General features: G+C 71.5%; 15 protein-coding genes. All 15 read right to left on the bottom strand.

What is annotated here, in order from left to right; all coding sequences use genetic code 11:
• Window positions 1–35: 35 nt before the first annotated feature.
• Window positions 36–1964: a hydantoinase B/oxoprolinase family protein gene (locus ASG91_RS12640; RefSeq protein ID WP_056922980.1), complete on the bottom strand. Its 1929-nt coding sequence runs from the start codon at window positions 1962–1964 to the stop codon at window positions 36–38.
• Complete coding sequence (locus tag ASG91_RS12635; protein ID WP_056922979.1) at window positions 1961–4099, bottom strand: hydantoinase/oxoprolinase family protein; 2139 nt, start codon at window positions 4097–4099, stop codon at window positions 1961–1963. The genes ASG91_RS12640 and ASG91_RS12635 overlap by 4 nt, the downstream gene beginning before the upstream one ends.
• Before the next feature lie 90 nt (window positions 4100–4189).
• Window positions 4190–5491 carry an FtsX-like permease family protein gene (locus tag ASG91_RS12630; RefSeq protein ID WP_056922978.1) on the bottom strand — a complete coding sequence of 434 codons (1302 nt, stop codon included), beginning with the start codon at window positions 5489–5491 and terminating at the stop codon, window positions 4190–4192.
• Window positions 5488–6222: an ABC transporter ATP-binding protein gene (locus ASG91_RS12625; RefSeq protein WP_082594144.1), complete on the bottom strand. Its 735-nt coding sequence runs from the start codon at window positions 6220–6222 to the stop codon at window positions 5488–5490. The genes ASG91_RS12630 and ASG91_RS12625 overlap by 4 nt, the downstream gene beginning before the upstream one ends.
• Window positions 6219–7073 (bottom strand): efflux RND transporter periplasmic adaptor subunit, encoded by an 855-nt coding sequence (locus tag ASG91_RS12620; RefSeq protein ID WP_157606335.1) that lies wholly within the window; start codon window positions 7071–7073, stop codon window positions 6219–6221. Before ASG91_RS12620 ends, ASG91_RS12625 begins: the two co-directional genes overlap by 4 nt.
• Window positions 7074–7207: 134 nt before the next feature.
• Window positions 7208–7711 carry a hypothetical protein gene (locus tag ASG91_RS12615; protein ID WP_056922976.1) on the bottom strand — a complete coding sequence of 168 codons (504 nt, stop codon included), beginning with the start codon at window positions 7709–7711 and terminating at the stop codon, window positions 7208–7210.
• A 28-nt stretch (window positions 7712–7739) separates the two neighbouring features.
• The gene (locus ASG91_RS12610) at window positions 7740–8138 is read right to left on the bottom strand and encodes a hypothetical protein (RefSeq protein ID WP_157606334.1); all 399 of its coding nucleotides are present in this window, start codon (window positions 8136–8138) and stop codon (window positions 7740–7742) included.
• Between the two features lie 140 nt (window positions 8139–8278).
• Window positions 8279–9757 (bottom strand): serine hydrolase, encoded by a 1479-nt coding sequence (locus ASG91_RS12605; protein WP_082594193.1) that lies wholly within the window; start codon window positions 9755–9757, stop codon window positions 8279–8281.
• A 110-nt stretch (window positions 9758–9867) separates the two neighbouring features.
• A complete protein-coding gene (locus ASG91_RS12600) occupies window positions 9868–10764 on the bottom strand; it encodes a carbon-nitrogen hydrolase family protein (RefSeq protein WP_056922973.1) in 897 nt (298 codons plus the stop codon).
• On the bottom strand, window positions 10764–11381 hold the full coding sequence (locus ASG91_RS12595; RefSeq protein ID WP_056922972.1) for a carbon monoxide dehydrogenase subunit G: 618 nt from the start codon (window positions 11379–11381) through the stop codon (window positions 10764–10766). The genes ASG91_RS12600 and ASG91_RS12595 overlap by 1 nt, the downstream gene beginning before the upstream one ends.
• Window positions 11378–13855, bottom strand: a complete 2478-nt coding sequence (cutA, locus tag ASG91_RS12590; protein WP_056922971.1) for an aerobic carbon-monoxide dehydrogenase large subunit — start codon at window positions 13853–13855, stop codon at window positions 11378–11380. Before cutA ends, ASG91_RS12595 begins: the two co-directional genes overlap by 4 nt.
• Window positions 13852–14373 carry a (2Fe-2S)-binding protein gene (locus ASG91_RS12585; protein WP_056922970.1) on the bottom strand — a complete coding sequence of 174 codons (522 nt, stop codon included), beginning with the start codon at window positions 14371–14373 and terminating at the stop codon, window positions 13852–13854. The genes cutA and ASG91_RS12585 overlap by 4 nt, the downstream gene beginning before the upstream one ends.
• A complete protein-coding gene (locus tag ASG91_RS12580) occupies window positions 14370–15272 on the bottom strand; it encodes a xanthine dehydrogenase family protein subunit M (RefSeq protein ID WP_056922969.1) in 903 nt (300 codons plus the stop codon). Before ASG91_RS12580 ends, ASG91_RS12585 begins: the two co-directional genes overlap by 4 nt.
• Window positions 15273–15376: 104 nt before the next feature.
• Window positions 15377–16852, bottom strand: a complete 1476-nt coding sequence (locus tag ASG91_RS12575) for a uracil-xanthine permease family protein (RefSeq protein WP_056922968.1) — start codon at window positions 16850–16852, stop codon at window positions 15377–15379.
• Between the two features lie 255 nt (window positions 16853–17107).
• Window positions 17108–18811: a CdaR family transcriptional regulator gene (locus tag ASG91_RS12570; RefSeq protein WP_082594143.1), complete on the bottom strand. Its 1704-nt coding sequence runs from the start codon at window positions 18809–18811 to the stop codon at window positions 17108–17110.
• Window positions 18812–18827 lie beyond the last annotated feature (16 nt).

The following is an 18827-nucleotide window of genomic DNA, read 5'->3' as shown; positions in this document are numbered from 1 at the left end:
AGCAGGCTGCCACACCTCGCGGAATCCGACACCGGTCAGAGCCAGTCGACGTCGGCGGCGTCCTTGCCGTCGGCGAGGCGGGCGTAACCGGGGCCGCGGTCGAAGAACGGTGCCGCCTCGGGCCGCGCGTCGCGCAGCTGCTGGCGCAGCGTGTCGCTCGCTGCCGTGTCGACGACCGGCGCGTCCTTGGTCCCCGAGGCGACCACCCCGTATGCCGTGCGCGCACCTTCAAAGGACACCTTGCCCCAGCGCAGGTCGCGTTCGACGTCCTCGTAGGGGCGCTCGAGCGGGTCGCCCCAACCGCCGCCTCCGGTGGTGCGGATCCGGATCACCTGGCCGGCCTTGACCGGCTCGGCGTCGGCCAGGGCGTCGACCTCGCGCTCCTCGGGACCGCCGACGTCGATGATGACGCTGAACGAGCTGCCCGCCTTGCCGCCCTTGACGCCCCAGCACGCGAGGATCGAGCGGTCGGCGATCGACATGAAGTGCGCGTCCTTGAGCATCCGGATCTGCTTCTCGTAGCCCAGCCCGCCGCGGTACCGGCCCGCGCCGCCGGAGTCGACGGCGAGCCCCAGCCGCTCGACGATGAACGGGAACCGGCTCTCGGTGAACTCGGTCGGCAGGTTGCGCGAGTCGGGCACCACGTGGATGGTGTCCTCGCCGTCGGCGTAGTAGCGGCCGCCCGAACCGCCACCGAGCACCTCGCGCATGAGGTAGTCGTTGCCGTCGCGGTCCTTGCCGTAGACGCCGGTGTAGCGGATGGTCTCCTGGTCGGCGGGCATCTTGCCGTCCACCGCCTTGGCCACCACGCCGGCCAGCACCCCGAGCAGGCGCAGGATGACGAAGGTCCGGGCGTTCGTCGGGGCGGGGAAGATCGGGGTGAGCAGGGTGCCCTTGTCGGGGAAGCGCATCTCGATCAGGGGCACGACGCCCTCGTTCACGTCGAGCTCGGCCATCCGCTCGGGGCTGTCGGCGAGGTTGCGCAGGATCGGGGCCAGCCACTTCTTCAGGAAGTTGCCGCCGACGTAGTCGCCGCAGTGGTTGATCGGTCCCTTGGCCTGCGGCGCGGTGCCGGTGAAGTCGATGATGAGGCGGGGGCCGCCGTCACCGGGTCCGGGGCCGCCGGTGGGCTCCTTGGTGAGGGTGATCCGCTGGGTGTGCAGCTTGGGGTCGTCGACGCCGTCGTGCTCGGCGTAGTCCTCCCAGACGTAGGTGCCGTCGGGGATCTTCGACAGGATCTCGCGACGGTAGGTCTCGGTGGTCTGGTCGAGGATGGTGTCGAAGGTCGCCTCGATGGTGTCGCGGCCGTAGCGCTCGAACAGCTCGGACAGCCGGCGCGCCCCCATCAGGCAGGCCGAGCACTCGGCGTCGAGGTCGGCGGCCAGCGAGTCGGGCATCCGGCTGTTGCGGGTCATGATCCGCAGCGCCGCCTTGTTGGGAACTCCCTTGTCCCACAGCTTGATCGGCGGGACCGCGAGCCCCTCCTCGAAGACGCTGGAGGCGTTGCTCGGCATCGACCCGGGGACAGCCCCACCGATGTCGTCGTGGTGGCCGAACGCCTGGACGAAGGCCACCACCTCGCCACCGCTGAACACCGGCACGGTCACGCAGAGGTCCGGCAGGTGCCCGATCCCACCCTCGGACTCGTAGACGTCGTTGTGGAAGAAGACGTCGCCCTCGGACATCTCGTCGAGCGGGAAGTCGCGGGCGATCGGGTGCACGAGCGCGCTGTAGGACCGGCCGGTCAGCTTGCGCAGCTGCCGGTCGTGGATACCCGCGCGGAAGTCGTGTGCGTCGCGGATCATCGGCGAGCGACTGGTGCGGGCGATCGCCGTCTCGACCTCCATCTCGACGCTGGCCAGGGTGCCCTGGACGATCTCCACGAGGATCGGGTCGACCTGCGTGCCCAGCGGGGTCAGCCGGTTGCCGTGCTCGTATGCCGTGGGCAGGCCAGCGGTGTTCATCGCGCACCTTCCGTCGTGGTCGTCGTGGTGGTGGCTCTGGTGATGACCAGGTTGCCGATCGAGTCGACCCGGACGGTGAAGCCGGGGTGCACCGGCACCGTCGAGCCGAACTCCTCGACGATGGCCGGCCCGTCGAACGTGTCGCCGGCGCGCAGGTCGGGACGCCACAGCACCGGCGTGTCCCGGTAGCCCTGGTCCGCGTCGAAGCAGACCTCGCGTCGAGTGCGGTTGTTCGGAAGATCGGCGGTGCCCTGACCCGGCGGATCTTCCGAAGACCGGGCGCCCCGGGTGGGGAGGTCGCGCAGCTCCGGTCGGGTGATCGGGCCGATCCCGGTGACGCGCAGGTTCACCCACTCGACCTGTTGGCTGGGGTCGGCCGAGAAGTCATAGCCGTAGAGGGTGCGGTGCGCCTCGTGGAACGACTCGGCGACGTGCGCGGCATACGCCTCGTCGACGAGGCCGTCGGGGGCGGTGACGCGCACCTCGAAGGCCTGGCCGAAGTAGCGCAGGTCGACGGTGCGCGTGTAGCGGTGGGCGTCGCGTGGGAAGCCTTCTCCGTCAAGGGCTTTCGCGGCCCGGTCGGTGAGGTGGTCGAAGGTCTTCTGGACGGCTGCGTGGTCGAGCGCCGCGTGCTTGGACACCATGGTCTGGACGTAGTCGTTCTTCACGTCGACGGTGAGCAGCCCGAAGGCGCTGACGTTGCCGGGGTTCTGCGGGACGACGACCCCGGCCAGGTCGAGGATGTCGACGAGCCGGCAGGCGAGCAACGAGCCGGACCCGCCGAAGGTGGTGAGCATGAAGTCACGGACGTCGAGGCCGCGCTTCACCGACACCTGGCGCAGCGCGTTGGCCTGGTTCCAGGCCGAGATCTCGAGGATGCCGGTCGCACAGCGGACGGGGTCGATGCCGAGCCTGGCCGCCAGCTCGTCGATGCCGGTGCGGGCGGCCTCGACGTCGAGCGGGATCTCGCCGCCGAGCAGGTGGGGCGGGATCCGCCCGAGCACGACGTGGGCGTCGGTGATGGTCGGCTCGGTGCCGCCCTTGCCGTAGCAGAGCGGACCCGGGTCGGCGCCGGCCGAGTGGGGTCCGACCTTGAGGGTGCCCTCGGGCGAGACCCAGGCGACCGAGCCGCCGCCCGCGCCGACCGTGACGACGTCGATCATCGGGATCTTGCTGGGGTAGGCGCCGACGGTGCCCTCGGTGGTCAGGGTCGGCTCGCCGTCGAGCACCACCGACACGTCGGTCGAGGTGCCGCCACCGTCACAGGTGAGGACCTTGGGGAAGCCGGCCCGCTTGGCGATCAGCCCGGCCCCCAGCGCGCCGGCCGCCGGGCCCGACAGCACCGTGGTGATCGGCTGGTGGACGACCTCGTCGGCGGACAGCACGCCGCCGTTCGACTTCATGATCGAGAAGGCGGCGTCCGGGGCGATCTCGGCCAGCCGCTGCTGGATGTTGGTGACGTAGCGGCTGACGTTGGGCTTCACGGCGGCGTCGACCAGGGTGGTCATCGAGCGCTCGTACTCGCGGTACTCGCGCAGCACCTCGCTGCTGATCGACACGATCGCCTCGGGGTGCTCGCGCCGCAGCACCTCGCGCATGGCCAGCTCGTGGGAGTCGTCGGCGTAGGAGTGCAGGAAGCAGACGCCGAGCGTGGTGATGCCGTGGTCGCGGAACCAGTGCGCAGCGGCGACGGCCGAGGCCTCGTCGAAGGGCCGGATCTCGTTGCCCTGGAAGTCCATCCGGCCGCCCACGGTCCGGACCGCGTCGGCGGGCACGATGCGCGGGGGCTTCACCCAGAAGTAGGAGTTGCCGTAGCCGTCGGGGACGGCCTGCCGGGCGATCTCGAGCATGAACTCGTAGCCCTCGCTGGTGACGAACCCGAGCCGCTCGACCTTGCCCTCGAGGAGCTTGTTGGTGGCGACGGTGGTGCCGTGGGCCACGGCGGTGACGTCCTGCCCGGTGGCCCCCATCAGGTCGAGGACCTTGGTCACGCCGTTGATGAAGCCGTCCGCCGGGTTGCTGGGTGTCGACGGTGTCTTGGTCGTGACGAGCTCGCCGGTGTCCTCCTCGAAGGCGACGACGTCGGTGAACGTGCCTCCGGTGTCGATCCCGATCCTGATCCGTCGCTGCGCCATGCGTGAGATTCAACCGGTCGCGCGGCTGCGTCGCCTTGGCACAAGTTGCCAACAGCCCTCGTCAGGCCTGTGTCGTCAGTTGGCCCGGTGTCAGTTGGCCCGCACCAGCCGGTAGGCGCGCAGGGCCGGGAGGAGTCCGGTCAGGAGGCCGACCAGCACCGTCAGGGCGCCGGTGCGCAGGTAGACCGCCAGCGGTGGCCGGAACCGGGTCAGCTCCACCGCGTCGATGTGGTTGAGCAGGTCGGGGTCGAGGCGGGCCAGCGCCAGGCTCGCCGCCATCGAGACGATGCCGACGACCACCGCCACCACCAGTCCCTCGAGCAGGGCGGCCGCGAAGAGGGTCGAGCGGGTGGCTCCCAGCGTGCGCAGGGTCACCAGCTCGGGCGTGCGCACCTCCACCATCGCCGTGGCGACGACGGCGACCGCGACGGCGCCGAGACCGAGGGCCACCCACGCGAACAAGGCGCCCTGCTCGCGTTGCTGGCGCAGGACCGGCGTCAGCTCGTCGTGAGAGTCGACCCGGTTGCCCGCGGCCAGGCTCAGCCCGGCCGTGCGCGCGATGGTCGCGGCGATGCCGGCCACATCGGTGCACTCCGGAGCCCTGCAGCGCCAGTAGATCGAGGCGCTCTCGGGTGCCGCGCCGATCAGGTGCAGGAGGCTGCGGCTGGCCAGCACGTCGTTGACCAGGGCCTTGTTCCGCTCGACCGGCCCGCGGTGGGCCGGGATGTCGGGCAGGGCGCGCGGGCTCTGGGCCCAGGCGTCGGACGCGTCGGCGGCGGCGTCACCTGACTCGGCCGCGTCGGCGACGTCACCCGACTCGGACGCGTCGGCGGCGGCGTCACCTGACTCGGCCGTGCTCGGCGCCGTGGCGGCAACGCTGACGGTGACCAGTCGCGTGGGGGTCACCCCCAGCCGGTCCGCCATCGGGCCGCTGACCACCAGGCGGGGCAGCGCCGTCGGTCCGTCCACCTCGGCGAAGCTCGTCGACGCCGCCGTGGTGGCGCTGATCTCGGCCCACGGTCCGTGGAAGGAGGTGAGCGACGTGGCCGTCGCGGGGCCGGCGACCGGTGCCTGCGAGGAGGTCAGCCCGGCGCTGACGTCGGCCTGGAGCACCACCACGGCCCCGGGGTGCGCGGTGGTCTCACTGTCGAGGGTCGCGTCCATCGTCTGGAGCTGGGCCAACGACGGCGGCGTCTCGAGGTCGGCCCGGAAGGTCTGCTCGTAGCCGAAGACCGCGGCGCCGTAGGTGGTCACCGCCTCCTCGCTCGCCGCCGCCGCGAGCGAGGTGAACAGCTGGGTGCCGATGGCGCCGAACAGGATCACCCCCTTGACCAGGTTGCGACGCCAGTTGCCCCTGACCTCCTGGCCGGCCAGCGTGACGGCACGCCTCATGCGGTGGACCCGACGACGGTGTGGTCGAGCAGCGGCACCAGCTGCCCGTCGTGCAGGCGCAGCTGTCGGTCGCACGCCTGGGCGACCACCGGGTCGTGGGTGACGACCACCAGGGCCGCCGCGCTGACGGCGACGGCGTCGCGCAGGATCTCGAGCACCGCCGCAGCCGTCGTGTCATCGAGGGCGCCGGTGGGCTCGTCGGCCAGGATCAGCGACGGACGCTTGACCAGCGCCCTCGCCAGGGCCACCCGCTGCTGCTCCCCACCCGACAGGGTGCGCGGGCTGGCCCGGAGCCGGTGGGACAGGCCCACCAGCTCGAGCGCGCGATGCGCCTCGCGACGGCGCGTCCTGACCGGCATCCCGGCGATCGCCGCGGCGGTCTCGACGTTGCCCGTCGCCGTGAGGTGGGGGAGCAGCCGGAACTCCTGGAAGACGAAGCCGATGTGCTTGGCCCGCAACGCCGAGCAGGCGCGCTCGGACAGCCCAGAGACGTCGGAGCCGAGCAGCCGGTAGCTGCCCGCGTCGAGCGGCTGGAACAGGCCGAGCGCCCGCAGCAGCGTGCTCTTGCCCACCCCCGACCGGCCCATCACCGCGACGCTCGTCCACGGCGCCACCTGCAAGGACGCGTCGGACAAGAGCTCGGTCACGCCGCCACCGCGGGCCCGGAACGACTTGGCCAGGCCGACGGCGTCGATGACGAACCCGCCGTGCCATTCGGGTCCTGAGCTCATGGCCCGACCAGGAAGTCGGAGGCCAGTGAGAAGCGGAGCACTCGAGCCCCCGCCGGCAGGCCGGTCACCTCGACCCGGGACCCGTCGTGCTGGCCGAGCTCGACGGAGGTCACCTCGGTGCGCCCTCCCTCCACCACGACCACCTGCCCCGCGCCCGTCGTGCCCTGGACCGCCGTCACCGGCAGGGTCGGGACGTCGGTGCGTCGGCTCACGACGAAGGCGGTGGAGGTGCGCAGCCCTTCCACCACGGTGACGTCGTCGGGCACGGCGAGGACCAGCACCACCGACCCGTCCGCGGCGTTGTAGACCCGGCGTTCGAACCGCACGGTGAACCCGGCCGGCCCGCCCACGATCCTGGTCTTGGCGGTCCGCGGTGGTCGCATCAGGTCGTAGAGCGCGGCCGGGTCGGTGACGGTGGCCCGGATGACGTAGCCGGGCGGCCGGATCCTGACGAGCGTGCCGCCCTCGGCGACCTCCGCCCCCGTCAGGGCCGTGATCGCGCCGGCCACCGGCGCCCGCACGACGTGCCACTCGACGCGACACGCGGGGGTGGTGGCCGCGGAGTCGCTGCCCGTCGCCGCGGAGTCGCTGCCCGTGGCCGCCGGGTCGGTGCCCGTGGCCGCCGGGTCGGTGCCCGACGTGGTCGCGCAGGTGCGGATGGCGCCGACTCGCGCCCCCTTGCCCACCCCGTTGCCCTTGCGTAGTCCGCGGGCCGGCGTGAACGTGCCGGTCCAGCGCGACCGGACCGTGCGTTCCGGACGCCGCTCGACCACGCCGGCGACCTCGCGGGCCCGGTAGAGGTCGGCCTGCTCGACCCCGACCGTCTCGGGTGCGCTCGTCGTGGCGCGCACCACAGCGGTCTCCCCCGCAGGCGAGCCGTTCGACGCCGAGCACCCAGCCGACGCAGTGACCGCCAGGCACAGGGTGAGGCGTGCCACCGCCACCCGGCGTCGGGACGGCGACACCGGTCCGCGTGGTCCCGACGCTAGCTGGAGTCGTCGCACTTGTTGGCCGCGACGAACTGCTGGGTCTTCTCGATGTTGTCCAGGACCAGCTCGTCGGCCATCGCCTGGGAGAACGCTTCGCCGCCGGGCATGAGCTTCTGCGACTGCAGGAGGCCCTTGCGGACATCGGCCGTGTCCTTCGCGGCCTTGACCGTGTCGATGGCCGTCAGCGCCCAGGCGCAGAGGTTGCGGAAGCCCACCTCACCTTGTGCCGCGGTGTCGTCGAGGACGACCTGCCCAGAGTTGGGGGCGATGCCTTGCCACATCTCGTCCGGCGTGACGTCCCGCCCTGGCGGCCACGTCAGCTGGTCGTGGTACTTGCGCAGCAACGGAAGAAACTGCTCGCGCCTGTCGGCGGAGGCAGACTGCGGAGCGTTGGCGTCGGCGCTCTGCTTCTGCTCGGTCGTCGCGCTGGGCTCGTCCGTGCTGCTGCACGCGCTCAGGGTCACCAGCGCGAACAGTGCTGTCGCCGCACCCAGGGCCACGCCCGTTCCGCGCCCGGGCCGGCCGTGCTCACGCAAAGTTGTAGTTCCAGTACTGCGTGGACGAGAAGGTCCCGGTCGTCGAGTAGCCGCGGTACTGGACGCGCACACAGCTGCCCGCCAGGAAGTCGGTGCCCAGGACCCGTCGGCCCTCCGCAACCGTGATGTTGTACTTGGTGGCGCCCGTACCGCCGCTGATGCTGCAGCTGGCCCAGCGCGCGTCGATCGCGATGCCGGAGATGACGTCCAGCCCGAAGTCGTCGTGGTCGTGCTGCTGGTAGTAGTAGGTCCCACCCAGCTTCCACTCGATGATCGACCCGGTCGACGAGGTCGAGGTCTTGGTGTTGGCGCCCGCGCTGACCATGGTCGCGACGGCCAGCCCGATCGACGCCACCGTGGCGATCGCGGCCCTACGAATGGTTGTATGCACATCTCCCCCTAGGTGTTCATTTCCCCATGTCTGTTTCCCCATGTTCATGGGCAGTTCTATAGGGGCGTGAACGGCAAGTCAAGGAAACTGCGCGAGTTTGACGATGAGTGGGTCCACTCGGCCCGGTTTGCCTCCGAACGTCAGTCCTGGCGGGGCAGGGCCGAACCGTGCACGGCGAGGTCCAGCGGCTCCGCGCCGTAGAGCGGCACCTCGCGCCAGCCGAGGTGGACGGTCCCGTCGGTCCGGGTCCGCAGCTGCAGGGTGTGTGGCGTCTCAACCAGGCGCAGGTCCGCGCTGAAGCAACCCTCGGCGTCCCAGCCGCCCGCGGACATCACCGGCAGCTCGACGCCGCCCACGGCGAAGGTCGAGAACACCCATTCGCCGTCGCCCACGTCCAGGCGCACCTGGGTGTCGTGGCAGTCCAGGACCACCTCGTATGCCGCGCCGCCGGGCGCGAGGCTCATCGCGGCATACGCCTCGGGGAGGGTGCTGTCCTCGGCACGCACCCAGCGCGCCGCCTCTGGTCCGGGCCCGGACGACGACGGGGTCGGCACGGTCAGCATGTCGAGCCGCTCCTCGAGGGCGGCATCGGCGAGCTCGTCACCGACCTCGTCCGCCTGGCCGACCGCTGGCAGCAGGTGGTCCCAGACGAGGTCGAGGACGGCCTGCATGTCGAGGGTCTCGCTGGTGATCGCGAGGGCGATGTCCTGCTCCGGCAACACGATGGCGTACTGCCCGTAGGCGCCGTCGCCGCGGTAGCCGTGCCGGGCCATCCAGAACGAGCCGCCGTAGCCCTCGCGCCAGTCGGGGTTGGGGTCGGCCTCCCGGTTGGGCAGCCCCGTCGACGTGGTGGCGGTGTCGACCCACTCGGGCGACAGGAGCGGGGACCCGTCCCACTGGCCGTGGTCGAGGTAGAGCTGGGCCAGGCCGAGGATCGCGTCGGTGCCGACGTGGATGCCGGAGAAGCCGAGCTCGCGGCCCGTGGCGGTGCGGTGCCACGCCACGTCCGCCCCACCGGACGGGTCGAGCAGGGGCAGGACCCGCTCGCGCAGGAGGGAGAGCACGGACGAGCCGGTCACCCCGCGGACCGCGCCGGCGGCGAGGTAGGTCGCGACCTGGTTGTAGGCCCATGCGCTGCCGGGCTCGTGCTCCTGCGGTGTGGCCAGGATCGCGGCCAGCACCGGGTCGACGTGGTCGTCGTCGCCGGTGGGCTCGTGGGCCGCGCGGAGGACGTCGGGACCCCAGCCCTCCGCGTCGTGGCCGGTCGCCATCGTCAGGCAGTGGCCGAGGGTGAGCCGGCGGTAGCGGTCCGGGACCTCGACCCCCTCCGCCAGGTCGCCGGGGGGCAGGAGATCGAGGACGGGCTGGTCGAGGGACAGCCGACCCTCGTCGACGAGCAGCCCGACCGCCGTCGCGGTGAAGGACTTGCTCAGCGAGTAGACGAGCTGGACCCGCTCGGGCGCGTAGGGGGCCCACCACCCGCGGGCGATGACATGGCCGTGCCGGGCGACCAGCAGGCTGTGCGGGTCGTGACCGCCGGACTCGAGGGCGTCGACGAGGGCGAGGATGCCGAGGGCATCGACACCCTGGGCCGAGGGCGTGCTGGTCGGGAGCGGCATCGGGCCAGTCTTGTCGGCGGAGCGCATTCGTGCCAGCAGGGCCACGGATGGGCGCCTCGGACGGCCGGCGACGTCGATCCGTGACCCGGGCGCCACGGATCGACGCGGTGTCAGTGGGGGAAGGACGTCTCCGCCGGCCGCTCGAGCTCGTCGCGGTGGGCGCGGATCAGGTCGAGGTTGCGGTCGCGGAGGTGGTCGAACCCCTGCCCGATGTTGGAGCCCGGGGTGAGCGACGACAGGGCCGTGGCGGGGTCGAGCACGGCCGAGACCCAGCCCTCGTGCGAGGCCGCCTTGGCCGCGATGTGCGCGGTGGGCGTGACGATGTGGGAGTTGCCGAAGTAGAGCACCCCGGCCGGGTCGATCCCCGTGGCGTTGGCTCCCACGACGAACACGTGGTTGTCGTAGGCCCGCGCCCGCGAGGTCAGCTCCCAGATGTCGGCCGACCGCAGCAGCGCACTCGGGCGGCAGATGACCTCGGCCCCCTGGACCGCCTGGATGCGGGTGAGCTCGGGGTAGTCGCCGTCGAAGCAGATGATCATGCCGATCTTGCCGAGGTCCGTGTCGACCACCGTCACGCTGTTGCCCGGGGTGACCCAGCCGCCGCCGTCGACGTGCTCGGTGCAGAACGGGTGGGTCTTGCGGTAGACGCCGAGCACCTCGCCGTCGCGCCCGACCAGCACCGACGAGTTGTAGATGACGCCCCGCTCGGGGCCCCGCTCGTAGGTGCCCAGCACGGCATACACCCCGAGGTCGCGCGCGACCTGCTGCACCGGCTCGGTGACGGGGCCGGGGATCTCGGACATGAGGTCCCACAGCTCCTCGACGGAGCAGTCCGGCGTGAACCCGGTGGTGGCCGACTCGGGCAGCACGACCAGCTCGGCTCCGGTCGCGTCGACGCAGCGACGGGTGAAGTCGACGCACTTGTCGAGGTTCTTGCGCACCGACTCCGGCGACAGGGGTCCCGGCACCGGTGCGAGCTGGATGGCAGCCGCGGTGAATGCGCGCATCATCGTCCTCCGATCAGCCATCCCACGATAACCCCCGCGATCGCGACGGCCCCACCGGTCAGGACACCCCAGCCGAAGTCGCGCGGTCCGCCGCGACCGGCCGTCGACGTGCCGACCGCCTCGATGGGCCGCGGACCGGAGGGCACCTCGACCGGCTTGGTCTTCTTCTCCTTGCGCACCCCGGCGATGTCGTCGTCGACGGCCTCGAAGAACTGGCCGGCCATCTTCCTGGTCACCCCCGAGAGCATCCGCTGGCCGACGCCGCCGATCATGCCGCCGACCGCCGCGTCGGCGTCGTAGGACAGGTCGGTCCCGCCGGCCGCCGACGGGGCCAGGTGGACGACGACGTCGGCGTCGACGGTGCCGGGTCCGCCCGCTCCCTGCGCCTTCATCGTGAACCGTTCGGGGTGCCGCGGGTCGAGCAGGGCGACCTTGCCGTCGTAGGTGCCCTTGATCGCGGCGACCCCGGCGGTCACCGTCATGGCGTACTCGTCCGGCCCCACCTCGGTGAGCGACTCGCAGCCGGGGAGGCACCGAGCCAGCACCTCGGGGTCGTGGAAGGCGTCCCACACCTGCTGCGGTGTCGCCTTGAGGGCGGCGGTGCCGGAGATCTTCATGGTGCCTCCCGGGAGGGCGTGGACGGTGCGGACGTGACGGGCGCGGACGTGACAGGCGCGGACGGGGTATGCCGCGTGCCGCGGAGCGAGGGGATCTCGCCGCGGGCGTGCCGCTGGCGCAGCTCCCACAGCTCGACCGGCGAGATCGGCATGGAGGTGATCGCGAAACCCTCGGCGTCGGAGATCGCCGACGCGATGACCGCGGTGACCGGGATGCACCCGGCCTCGCCGGCGCCCTTGATGCCCAACGGGTTCAGTGGCGACGGCGTCTCGAGGTGGTCGGTCTCGATGTGGGGGACCTCCGAGGCGTAGGGCATCAGGAAGTCCATGAAGCTGGCGTTGAGCAGCTGGCCGGAGTCGTCGTAGACCATCCGCTCGTAGAGCGCGCCGCCGACGCCCTGGGCCACGCCGCCGTGCACCTGGCCCTCGACGATCATCGGGTTGATCATCGTGCCGCAGTCGTGGATCACGCAGTAGCGCAGGATCTTCACCTCGGCGGTGACCGGGTCGGTCTCGACGATCGCCGCGTGCATGCCGTTGGCGAAGGTCGCCTGGGTGGGGGAGTAGAAGTCCTTGCCCTCCAGCCCGGGCTCGTCGTCGTCGGCCACCGGCGGCTTGGAGTAGTCGGCGGTGCCGGCGAACTGCGTGGCCGCCTTGGCCGCCTCGTCGAACGCGTAGCGCAGCGGGTTGGACATCACCGAGACCGTGCCGAGCGTCATGTGGGTCCCAGGGGCGCCCTTCACCCGGATGTCACCGTCGACGATCTCGAGGTCCTCGGCCGACACCTCGAGCGCATCGGCCGCGATCCGCAGCGCCTTGGCCCGCACGTTGCGCGCAGCGAGGGCGATGGCGTTGCCGCTCATGACCGCCGCGCGCGAGGCGAAGGTGCCCACGGCGTACGGCATCCGGCGGGTGTCGCCGGTCGTGACGAAGACGTCCTCGATCGACACCCCGAGCTCCTGTGCCACGATCTGCGCGAACGACGTCTCGTGGCCCTGCCCCTGCGAGGTGAGGCCGGTCGAGACGTTGACCCGGCCGCTGGTCTCGATCTGGATGTGCCCGCCCTCATAGGGCCCGACGCCGGTGCCCTCGACGTAGCAACCGATGCCGAGGCCGACCCTGCGGCCCTCCGCCTCGGCCTGCTCGCGGTAGGCCGCGAAGTCGTCCCAGCCGACCAGGGCCTTGAGCTTGGCCAGGCTGGCCGGGAAGTCGCCCGAGTCGTACTTCAGCGGGCGGCCGTCCTGGAAGAGCAGCCCGTGGTCGTAGGGCATCTCGCTGGGGAGGATGAAGTTGCGGGACCGGACCTCGGCGCGGTCGAGGCCGAGCCGGTCGGCGATGGCGTCCATGGTGCGTTCCATGGCGAAGCAGCCCTGCGGCCGTCCGGCGCCCCGGTAGGGCGTCACGAGCACGGTGTTGGTGTAGAGCGACCAGAACTCACACCGGTAGGCGCCCGGCTTGTAGGGGCCGAGCAGCTGGGTCGACGTGATGATCGGGACGATGATGCCGTAGGGCGTGTAGGCGCCGTTGTCGTGCCAGAACTTCACGTCCAGCCCGAGCACCCGCCCGTCGTCGTCGAACCCGACCCGGATCTGCTGGAGCTGGCCGCGCTCGTGGGCGCTCGAGATGAAGTGCTCGCGCCGGTCCTCGGTCCACTTCACCTCTTGGTCGAGAAGCCTTGCAGCCCAAGGGATCAGCACCTCCTCCGGCCAGGGGTGGTTGATCTTGACGCCGAAGCCACCACCCACGTCGGGGGCGATGCACTCGACCTTCGCCAGGGGCAGGTCGAGCTTGGCCGCGACGGCCGCGCGCACCCCGGTCGAGGTCTGCGTCGAGGAGAAGATGCGCAGCTCACCCTTGTCGGAGTCCCAGCGGGCCAGCACGCCCTTGCCCTCCATCGGCATGCAGGCACTGCGCTCGATGTCGAGGTCGAGCTCGAGGGTGTGGGGTGCGGCCGCGATCGCGGCGTCCACGTCGCCGACCTCCTGGAGCATCCGGCACGCGACGTTGCCCGGCACGTCGTCGTGGACCAGGGCCGAGCCGTCCCTGGCGTTCGCGATGCCGACGACCGGGGTCAGCAGCTCGTAGTCGACCCTGATCCGCTGGCAGACGTCCTCGGCGACGTAGCGGTCGCGCGCGACGACCATGACGACGGCCTCGCCGACGTAGTTGACCTCGTCGCGGGCGAGCGCGAACTGGGTGCGTCCGTGGGTGAGCGTCGGGTGCGGGATGAGCAGCGGCAGCGGCTCGCCGACGCGACCGGGGAGGTCCTCGTGGGTCCAGATGCCGACCAGGCCGTCGACGTCGAGCGCGTCGCTGACCTCGATGTCGACGATGCGGGCGTGGGCGTGCGGGCTGCGCACGAACGCCGCGGCGAGGGCGCTGTGGCCCAGGTCGTCGAGGTAGCGCCCGCCGCCGGTCACCAGCCGCGGGTCCTCGCGCCGCTTGACCGGGGCGCCGAACATCTGGCTGGTCATGTCGTCGTACCTGCGCGTTCGGCGCGCAGCTCGGCGGCCCGCAGCACCGACTTCACGATGTTCTGGTAGCCGGTGCAGCGGCACAGGTTGCCCGAGATGGCCTCGCGGGCCTCGTCGGCGGTGGGGTGCGGGTGGTCCTCGAGGTAGGCCGTGATCGTGGTGAGGAAGCCGGGCGTGCAGAACCCGCACTGGAGGCCGTGGCACTCGATGAACGCCTGCTGGACCGGACCCATCGAGTCGATCGCCCCGAGGCCCTCGACCGTGGTGACCTCGTGCGCCTGGGCGGTCACGGCGAACATGAGGCACGACCGCATCGGCTGGCCGTCGACGAGCACCGTGCACGCACCGCACACCCCGTGCTCGCAGCCCACGTGGGTGCCGGTCAGGCGCAGGTCGTGGCGCAGGAAGTCGGACAGCAGCCGACGCGCGGGCGCCTTGGCGTGCCGCGGCACACCGTTGACCACGACCGTGAGGTCGAGCAGCTCTTCGGTCGCGGAGTCGGCGATGGGCTCGGTCATGCGGCAGGTCCTTCGCTGTCGGACAGATGCTGTTGCAGGGCAACGGATCGCGCAGCGGCAGCGGCCAGGGTGAGCCTCGACAGCTCGGCCGCGAGCATCGCGCGGTAGGCCGCGGTGGCGTGGATGTCGCCGTCGGGCTCGATGGCGCCGGCGACGAGGTCGGCAGCCGCGGACCAGTCGACGGCGTCAGGCTCCTGGCCGGCGAAGGCGGAGGTGACGTCGAGGGTGCGCGGCACGTCCGTGACGGACACGAACGAGAGCCGGGCGTCGGCGACGACCCCGTCCTCGACGCGCACGGCCGCCGCGACCCCGGCCATGGCGTAGTCACCGTGTCGCCGCGCGCGCTCCATGAACGCCGTGCCCGTGCCCTCCGCGAAGCGACGGAACCGCACACCCACCACCAGCTCGTCGGCGCCGAGGGAGGTCTCGAGGGCGCCCTCGAAGAAGTCGGCGACCGCGATCTCCCGCGTGCCGCCCGCGGACACCGCCTCGACGACGCCTTCGGTCAGGGCCAGCACGGCCGGCATCTCACCAGCGGCGTCGGCGTGCGCGATCGAGCCGACGGTGGTGCCGCGGTTGCGGATGACGGGGTGGGCGACGTTGACGAGCGCCTGGCGCAGCAGCGGCAACGCGGCATACGCCTCGTCGTGGTGCTCGAGCTGCGCGTGGCGGACCAGCGCACCGATGCGCACCTCGGTGCCGGTGACGACCACGTCGGCGAGCCCGGCGACCTGGTTGATGTCGACGAGGTGGGCCGGGGAGGCCAGTCGCATGTTGAGGATCGGGATCAGGCTCTGCCCGCCCGCGAGCACCTTGCCCTCGGGGCCGACCTGCGCCAGCACCCCGACCGCCTCGGCGACGGAGCGGGGTGCGTGGTGCACGAAGGGGGCTGGCTTCACGGACTGATCCTGCCGTCTGGAGTCAATGGGGGCTAGGGCCGGGCTGGAACGGGTGTGGGCCCCCGACTGGATCAGGGGCCCACACCGTGGTTCGTCAGGCTGGGTCAGCGGCGGTCGTCGCCCTGGTAGAGGTCGTCGACCCCGTCGCTGTCGCCGTAGGTGTCCGTGCCACCGACGGTGAGCACCGTCCCACCTGGTCCGGCGGCGGCGCGGTCGCGCAGCTCGCGTGGGGCGAGGGCCTTGGCGAGGTGGTAGCCGCCGACGGCGACGATGGTGCCGAGCGCGATCCCGGTGAGGGAGAAGTTGTCGGTGAACTTCAGCTTCACGTCACCGACGCCCATGATGATCCCGGCCGCGATCGGCACGAGGTTGATCGGGTTGCCGAAGTCGACGCCGTTCTCCTTCCAGATCTTGGCGCCGAGCAGGCCGATCATGCCGTAGAGCACCACGGTGATCCCGCCGAGCACACCACCGGGGACCGAGGCGACGAGCGCCCCGAACTTGGGCGAGAGGCCGAAGATGATCGCCACCACCGCTGCCACGTAGTAGGCGGCGGTCGAGTAGACCCGGGTCGCCGCCATGACGCCGATGTTCTCGGCGTACGTGGTGGTGGGGGAGCCGCCGACCGCCGAGGCGAGCACGGTGCCGACACCGTCGGCCGCGATGGCGCGACCCATCACCGGGTCGAGGTCGTGGCCGGTCATCTCGGCCACCGCCTTGACGTGACCGGTGTTCTCCGCGATCAGAGCGATCACGGCGGGCAGGACGAGCAGGATCGCCGCCATCGAGAAGCTCGGCGTGTGCCAGCCCACGACCTCCTTGCCGTCCGCGGCGACGGTCGTCTGCGACGGGAAGCCGAAGAGGGCGGCGTCCTTGACGCCGGAGAAGTTCGTGCGGAAGTGGCTGGTCGCCTCGGTGGCACCACCGAGCACGGAGGTGATCTCACCGACGGTCTTGTCGAGGACCCACGACAGGACCGTGCCGAAGATCAGCGCCAGGAAGATCGCGATGCGCGAGATGAAGCCCCGGAAGGCCACGGCGCAGACGATGGTGAAGACCATCACGAAGAACGCCACCCACTGGTCCTGCGGCCAGTAGATGTTGGCGACGACCGGCGCGAGGTTGAACCCGATGAGCATGACGACGGCGCCCGTGACGACCGGCGGCAGCACCTTGTGCAGGACGCCCGATCCGAGGAAGTGGATCAGCAGGCCGACGAGGGCGAGCACCAGGCCCGCGACGAGGATCGCGCCGGTGACCTCCTTGGATTCGCCACCCTGCGCGCGGATCGCGGCGACCCCACCGACGAACGAGGCGGAGGTGCCCAGGTAGCTCGGGACCTTGCCCTGCACGATCAACAGGAACGCGATGGTCGCGATGCCGCTCATCATGATGGCCAGCTGGGGGTTGAGCCCCATGATCAACGGGAAGACGAAGGTCGCCCCGAACATCGCGACGACGTGCTGCGCGCCCAGCCCGACGGTCTTGCCCCAACCGAGGCGCTCGTCCGGGGCGACGACGTCGTCCGGTCCGGAGAGGTTGCCGTCTCCGTGCAGTTTCCAACCCAGGCCCAGTGACATGCGGACTCCTTCTCCACGGGTGTGGCCACCCAGCCGGCGGCCCACAGTCCCTTCCGGGATAGGCGAAAACTAGCGGCCCCACCGCCCGCTGCATTGGGCAATTGTTGCTATCGAGTCCCGCGCGCCTTTCGGCAGAGTATGCGGAGTGGCGCGCTCGCATTCCGCGTCGCGCAGGAGTGCAATGGGCTGTGCCGCGTCCCTCCCGCCAGAGGGCGCGGCGCCATCGTGCCCCCGCGGCATACCGATGTTGCTCGGTCAGATGCCACGCATCTGGTGCACCTTGAGCGCGAGGGCGAGCTTGAGCCGCAGCTGCGGGTCGGTCGTGAAGGGGCCCAGCATCTTCTCCAGCTTCACGATGCGGTAGCGCAGCGTGTTGTAGTGGAAGAACAGCTGGCGCGCGGTCTCGGCGACGTTCATGTTGGTGTCGATGAGGATCGACAGGGTCCGGCGCAGGTCGGCGTGCTCGGCGGTGTCGTCAGTGGACAGCGGCCCGAGCGCCTCGTCGACGAACCGGCGCAGGTCGGCGCTGTCGGGGATCAGCGCGAGCAGCCGGAACACCCCGAGGCCGTCGAAGTGCGTGACCGCGGAGTCGCCGTGCAGCTGGCGTCCGACGCTGACCGCCGAGAGGGCCTCCTCGTAGGCCTGGGGCAGGTCGGCGACGGACTCGACGGGGCGCGAGACGCCGGTCGAGAAGGTCCGCCGGCCGCCGCCGCCGATGCCGCTGATGACCCGCACGATCTCGGTGACGGTGCGCATGATCGACTCCGTGTCGGCCCCTTCGGGGACGCCGCAGAGGGCGACCACCTCCTGGCTGAAGCCCATCACGGGGGCGCGCGGGTCGCGGACCGCCATCGCCTGGTTCCACGCGCGGGCGAAGCGTTCCTGCAGGACCCCCACCTCCTCGGGCGGGCGGGAGGAGTGCGCGTCGTCCTCGTCGGTCTCGGCCACCACCACCACGAGGCGGCGGTCGATGTCCCACCCGAGCGCGGCCGCGTGCGCCACCGCCTCGGCCGGAGCACCGGCCCGGCCGGCGAGGGCGTCGCGCAGGAACTCCGCGCGGTACTTGCTCTCCACCGCCGAGACGGCCTGCTCCTTGGTGATGGCCAGGGCCGCGACGGTGGCGGCGCGCTCGAGCAGGTGGACGTCGTCGGCGGTCAGCGCACGGTCGCCCACGAACGCCGCCAGCAGGCCGTGGTTGAGGTTGCCGGCCACGATCCGCACCATGGCCCGCCGGGCCTGGGCGCCCTGACTCGGCCGGATGCCCACCGGCTCGTGCTCGGTGATCAGCCGGCCGGTGCGGTCGAAGCAGTCGAGCGCCAGCGCCGCGCCGAGGTCCGCGTCGCTCCCGGCCTGCGCGATCACCCGTCCGTCGCTGCTGGTCACCATGGCCGCGCCGCCGAGGAAGCCCGCCAAGCGCTGGCACAGGTCCTCGAGGCCACCGCCGGCGAGCACGACACCGACCAGGATCTGGTGGGCCTCCTCGACGCGCTCGAGGATCCCCGACTGCTGGTCGAGGACCGCTCCGAGCACCTCGGTGACGATGCGTTCGGCCCGGACTCCGTGCGGAGCCAGCACGAGCGGGAGCCCGACCGCGGTCGCGCGCTCCCGCCACCGGCGGACCTGCTCCGCGGAGCCGCCCGCGATGGCCAGGGCCGCGGCACCGTCGAGGGCACTCTGCTCGAGGGGGTCCTGGCCGGCTGCCTCCCAGGCCTCGACGGTCTCGGCGTCGGTGCAGACGAGGTGGTGCCGAGGGGTGGGGGTGGCGCCCAGCAGAGAGGCCCGCAGGACGCCGCGGAGCAGCTGGTCGGGCCCGTGGACGAGCTCGGTGCCCGCCAGCGAGGGCAACGTCAGGAGCCCTTCGAGGCGCACGCCCCCCACGAGGTCGCGACTGGGGGCGGGGGCGCCGACCGATGGCAACTCCGCGTCAACCAGGCCGCCATCCTTGGCAACATTCACCATGAGGTGACTGTAATCG

It is taken from the genome of Phycicoccus sp. Soil802 (genome assembly GCF_001429605.1).
In the GTDB taxonomy this organism is placed as follows: domain Bacteria; phylum Actinomycetota; class Actinomycetes; order Actinomycetales; family Dermatophilaceae; genus Pedococcus.
This window is presented reverse-complemented; position numbering and strand designations above follow the sequence as displayed.